Genomic DNA, 5185 nt, shown 5'->3' on the forward strand with positions numbered 1-5185 from the left:
GCGCCTCCTAGGCCGGGTTCCCCGGCCTAGGAGGCGCGCACCTTCGGGTCGCACCTGAAGATGCAGCGCATCCCTATTACCTATTACCTATTACCTAAAATCCCGAAATTGTGTACCTCATAGCTATGAGAATTGCTATAAGCTGATAGCTGATAGCTGAATGCTTACCCAAGATATCAGTTCAATCGGAGTCCTTGTGGCTCCGATTGATTATTTGCAAAAATCCCCAACCATAAGACCTTAATCAAGACGTTATGTCCAAAAATTAAAGCTGATTCTATTGACTTTTTGGGCTGAATAACTAAAGATAAATAATTAAGGATGGTATCAGCTATCAGCTATCAGCTATCAGCTGTCAGCCGTCAGCTGTCAGCCATTATTTTTTTTGTTAATTTTTTCTTTAAAATAACTATGCCATTTTTATTAAGTTTTAAAAATGTTTTCGAGTACCTGATTGACCAGGGAATCTGTACTGAACAGGAAAAAAGTCTGGGTAAAATTGAACCAAAGCCTGCGAAGAACTTTAATTTGCTCCTGACCTTACCAGAAGGTCGTAAGCTCCTAGTTAAACAAGAGCCTTACCACCAAGACGGTGAAACCGTAGGTGAGTTTTTGAAGGAATGGCGCTCTCAAGAGTTTTTACGACAATTCCCAGAGGTGAGTCACCTGGGGTCTTGGCTACCTGAGGTTCTCCATTTCGATCCAGATAATTCCATTATTGTTTTTAACTACCTGAGTGACTATCAAGACCTAAGCGAGTTCTACGGTAAGGAGAATGTCTTTCCGAAAGCGATCGCTAGCTCAATTGGAGCCATGGTAGCTAGTATTCATCGTGCAACCTTGGGTGGTCAGGACTATCAGGACTTTTTCTCGGAAAAATCAGCAGAGCCATCCCCTGATCAGGCTCAGAATCTGAGTAAGGATTTGGAACGGATTGGTCCGGAAATATTTAGTCAAGTACCCGTAGATGGTCTGAAATTCTTTGCCCTGTATCAGCGCTACGATAGCCTCGGAAAAGCGATCGCTAAACTGAGTAATAGTTTCGATGCTTGTTGTCTGGTTCACAATGACCTGAAGTTGAACAATATCCTTTTACCCAACGATTGGGAGCAAGCAACGTCAGCCCCAGAGTCAGATGGCATCGTTCGACTTAGACTAATTGACTGGGAGCGCTCTAGTTGGGGAGACCCAGCCTTTGATTTAGGCTCAATTATCACCAGTTACCTGACCATCTGGCTAAGTAGTCTGGCGGTTAGTAAGTCGATTGATATTGAAGAAGCATTGAATCTAGCTATGACTCCCCTGGAACAGATCCAACCTTCCATAGCTGCCCTGATTCGGACTTATTGCGATCGCTTTCCAGAAATTTTAGAGCGCTATCCTAATTTTTTGCAGCGGGTGATGCAATTTTCTGGTCTAGCCTTGATTCAAACCATCCAGTCCATAATTGAGTACCAGAAATCCTTTGGCAATACAGGGATCTGTATGCTTCAAGTAGCTAAGAGCTTGTTATGCCGTCCAGAAGCATCGATCCGAACAGTTTTTGGTATCGAGGAATCAGAACTGATTGGTCTTAATCAGATCTTGCACCAAGTTTAAAATTGGTAGGGAATAGGGAATAGGGAATAGGGAATAGGCAATAGGGAATAGGCAATAGGCAATAGGCAATAGAGAACAGGTAAAAAAAACATGTGTGCCTCTTTTGGCTAGAAACCGCTAGATAGGGTACCTAAATGAATTGTGATAATTTTTGTTACCGACTGCCGACTGCCGACTGCCGACTCCCTACTCCCTACTCCCTACTCCCTACTCCCTTTGCTATAACAAATAGACATCTCCAAAAATTAACCTCAAACCCTTGCACTGCCTGGGTCAAAACCGAGTTTCTGGAGATGTCTAATAACAATTTTCAAACCACAAAACTATGCAATTACTTGAATCACTACCAAATCAACTGCCAGATGCTGTACCGGAGCAGCTGCGAACTGCACTAGAAGACATTGTCAACCAGCTTGAGATTCAGAAGTCCAACTTCTCTATTCGCCATCGAGATTACAAACCCTTGGAACTTCCAGCTGAGGTAGTAGAACGCTTTGGGCAATTGCCCTTAGATTTGCAAAAAAAGTATCTGAGTTTGCAACTGCGGAGTTTTCTCTACGGGCTTTACTACAACGGTTCGCTAAAAGATGGTCTAGCCCTCAATGGCGATTCAGATGACCTGACCCTGCACCAAAATTTAGAAAACAATACTTACCTGGGGATAGACCTAAAATTCTACCAGCGATTGGATGAAAGCAATACCGGTGAAGGCTACTTTGACCCGGATTGGTTGGTGCTAAGGCAAGAAAGTGATGGCACTCTGGCAGTAAATAAGGGGGGTTTAACTCTACATATCGAGCCGGAGGAGCATTTACAACCAGAAGCACAATCTCCCGCAGTTGGGGACGACGTTGCGGTGTTGCTACCTCCGAATCTAGTACAAAACGGATTCTATATGGCAGTGGGTAATCTCGGTACCTATGACTATGGGCATCCAGATAGTGAAGGGGAAATTGTCCGCATCTACTTCAACTTAACCGCTGAAGGTGCAGTGGCGGTAATGGGTAGCCTGACGCAACAGTTAAATCAAATCTCGGTGCCATTCTCTTTTAAGGTTCTCTATAATCCTGAGGATTACAACCGCTACGACTCAGGAGTACTCTACTTTGACAACAACGACTATGAAGCAGTGCGGTTAGTGCTTCGGAAGGTTTATACAGAACACCAATCCCATTTTAAGCCAGAAGTACCCCTGTTCACCAAATTCCTAGCGCCAGGATTGGGGTTAGCGGAAGAACCAGACCAGAAATTTGCTGACCAAGAAAGTTTTGGCATGAACCGCTGTCAAATTGTTGCTAATGGCTTATTGGAAGCTCACCACAAAGGAGACGATTCTCCAGAAGCTCGCATGGCAGCAATTCTGCAAGAATTTTCTCTGTTGGAGATTGAATTGCAGCACTGCTACCTAAATGCCAAATCTGAAGACATCTATACTCCGTTAGAGTTATGAAGCTAACTGATCTGACAAGCACCCTGACCGCATCCCCTGCTCAAGACACGGTTTCTGCTAGAGTTAAATCTAGAGTTAAATTCCCAAAATCAAATTTACCTTTTTACCGCAAACTAGGACGCACTGACTTAACCGTGAGCTGCCTGGGATTAGGTGGTGGGGGACACATTTCTAGTGAGGATACTCTCTACGCCTTTGACCAAGGAATCAACTACTTTTTCTACTCCAGCGATCTACATCACTATCTCTACAGTTCTATGGCTGGGGCGCTGCGCCAGCTGTGTGGAAGGGGTTCCTCAGTTCGAGAGCAGGTAGTTCTGGCAACGGTAACTTACATGACCAGGAGTCCCGATGCCATATTGACTTATCTATACGATCAGTTTGTAGACTTGGGAATTGACTACATTGATATATTTTTTTGGGGCTGGATTGATGCTGACAATGGGGATAATTTCGAGAAATGCTTGAATATTTCTAACGATCTACGCGGTCCCAATACAGTTTATCAGCGCACCATAGAACGAGTATTTGAAACTTCAGAACGTCTAAAAAAAATGGGTGCTGTGCGCTATATTGGTGCCTCATTCCACGACCACGATCTTGCCCGAAAGTGGCTAAATAGCCCTTTATTAGATGTGGCCATGGTTCGCCATAATGTTGCTCACCGCACTGCTCAGCAAAAGGTGTTTGCGGATTTAGCTCCCGAAGACCCCCAGCGACCGGGTATTGTTACGTTTAAGTCAGCTGGAATGCAGAGTATTCTTTGGACTCCCCCAGAGGAGCTACCAGAAAACTGCTGGATACCTTCAGTACCAGATTTATATCGCTATTCTTTAAGTCAGAACTGTGTGGATCTTGCTTTGGCAGGTTGGAGCTCTCGTGAAGAAGTTGATGCAGCAATCAAAGGCATTCAGAAAGGCAAACTAACCCAGGCTGAACTAGATTATCTAAATCTCTATGGCGATTTACATCGCAACCGCATCAATATTGAAGAAATTCCACCTGAACACTTGATTTACCAACCTGAACCTGTTGTTATTTATAGATGAGAGGTCAGCTATCAGCCGTCAGCTGTCAGCCGTTGGTCTTTTGCTGATAGCTGATACGCGACACGCTGATACGCGACACGCTAATAGCTGATAGCTTACAGAATTTATACTGTTAAACTACACAATTGATTAATCACAAAAAGCCATGACACAAACGACAGAAACCTTAGAAAAACCGGTAGTAGTAGAAACTTCCCCAGTCACGGATGCAGATATTATTGCTTACCTGCGCCGTTCCAGGAAATTTGGTGAAATTGCTAGCTTAGCTGAACAAGATGCCTTGATTTTGGATGTGTGTGAGGAACTTAGTATTACAGTTTCCGATCAGGAATGGCAAGCGGCTGGAGATGCTTTTCGTTTAGAGCACAAGTTGCTAGGGGTTACTGAAACCAATACTTGGTTTTATGAGCAAAAGATTACTGTAGAAGAGTGGTCTGAAGGCATTAAAGTCGAGCTGTTGACGAAGAAATTAAAAGAGCATCTGTTTGGAGGATCTGTCGATAGTGATTATATTAGCAATCGCGAAAACTATAGACGAGTCGCCCTCTCTCAAATTCTTGTGGTTGACCTAGCCCAGGCTTTGAAAATAGTTAAAGCACTCCGCTATGACAACGCTTCTTTCTGTGCTTTAGCACTGGAACACTCGAAGGGCAAACAGTCTCAAGAAAATGGCGGTTTTGTGGGGATTCGCTTTCTAGTAGAACTTTCCCAAGACATTGCTAAAGGAATTTATGACGCTAAAGAAGGGGAAGTGATCGGACCGATTCAAACTAAACTTGGCTATCATATCCTCAGAGTTGAGAAGTGGTTTCCAACGGAACTAAGTGAATCAGTTAGAGAGGCAATTTTAGAATCTCTATTTCAGAATTGGTTACAGGAGCAAAGCCAGACTAATCCTGTAGAAAATTCGTAAGCATTCAGCCGTCAGTTATCAGCAGTCAGTAGTCAGCTGATACCTGATTACTTACAAATAAAGCACATGAATCCTGGCAATTAAGGAGTAGCTAAGGAGTAGCTGAAGTTAAGCAAAAGGGGGTTAGTAAAAAAAACAATGTTCTCTAAGATACCTGTTTTCCTAGCATTAGCT

General features: G+C 43.6%; 5 protein-coding genes. All 5 read left to right on the forward strand.

Annotated elements, in window-relative coordinates; genetic code table 11:
• Positions 1-411: 411 nt before the first annotated feature.
• The 5 genes from F6K37_RS31555 to F6K37_RS31575 all read left to right on the forward strand — a co-directional run bounded on the left by F6K37_RS31555 (position 412) and on the right by F6K37_RS31575 (position 5011).
• Positions 412-1599, forward strand: a complete 1188-nt coding sequence (locus F6K37_RS31555) for a phosphotransferase family protein (protein WP_287254510.1) — start codon at positions 412-414, stop codon at positions 1597-1599.
• A gap of 134 nt (positions 1600-1733) precedes the next feature.
• A complete protein-coding gene (locus tag F6K37_RS31560; RefSeq protein ID WP_287254502.1) occupies positions 1734-1994 on the forward strand; it encodes a hypothetical protein in 261 nt (86 codons plus the stop codon).
• Positions 1925-3049: a T3SS effector HopA1 family protein gene (locus tag F6K37_RS31565; RefSeq protein WP_287254504.1), complete on the forward strand. Its 1125-nt coding sequence runs from the start codon at positions 1925-1927 to the stop codon at positions 3047-3049. Before F6K37_RS31560 ends, F6K37_RS31565 begins: the two co-directional genes overlap by 70 nt.
• The gene (locus tag F6K37_RS31570; RefSeq protein ID WP_287254506.1) at positions 3046-4098 is read left to right on the forward strand and encodes an aldo/keto reductase; all 1053 of its coding nucleotides are present in this window, start codon (positions 3046-3048) and stop codon (positions 4096-4098) included. Before F6K37_RS31565 ends, F6K37_RS31570 begins: the two co-directional genes overlap by 4 nt.
• Before the next feature lie 145 nt (positions 4099-4243).
• Positions 4244-5011: a peptidylprolyl isomerase gene (locus F6K37_RS31575; RefSeq protein WP_287254508.1), complete on the forward strand. Its 768-nt coding sequence runs from the start codon at positions 4244-4246 to the stop codon at positions 5009-5011.
• Positions 5012-5185 lie beyond the last annotated feature (174 nt).

Origin of the sequence: Moorena sp. SIO4E2 (assembly GCF_010671945.1) — a bacterium.
GTDB lineage: Bacteria > Cyanobacteriota > Cyanobacteriia > Cyanobacteriales > Coleofasciculaceae > Moorena > Moorena producens.

Bases quoted from the DNA above. Each gene is read 5' to 3' on its own strand.
- F6K37_RS31555 (WP_287254510.1), top strand. From the start codon at position 412: ATGCCATTTTTATTAAGTTTTAAAAATGTTTTCGAGTACCTGATTGAC.
- F6K37_RS31560 (WP_287254502.1), top strand. From the start codon at position 1,734: ATGAATTGTGATAATTTTTGTTACCGACTGCCGACTGCCGACTGCCGA.
- F6K37_RS31565 (WP_287254504.1), top strand. From the start codon at position 1,925: ATGCAATTACTTGAATCACTACCAAATCAACTGCCAGATGCTGTACCG.
- F6K37_RS31570 (WP_287254506.1), top strand. From the start codon at position 3,046: ATGAAGCTAACTGATCTGACAAGCACCCTGACCGCATCCCCTGCTCAA.
- F6K37_RS31575 (WP_287254508.1), top strand. From the start codon at position 4,244: ATGACACAAACGACAGAAACCTTAGAAAAACCGGTAGTAGTAGAAACT.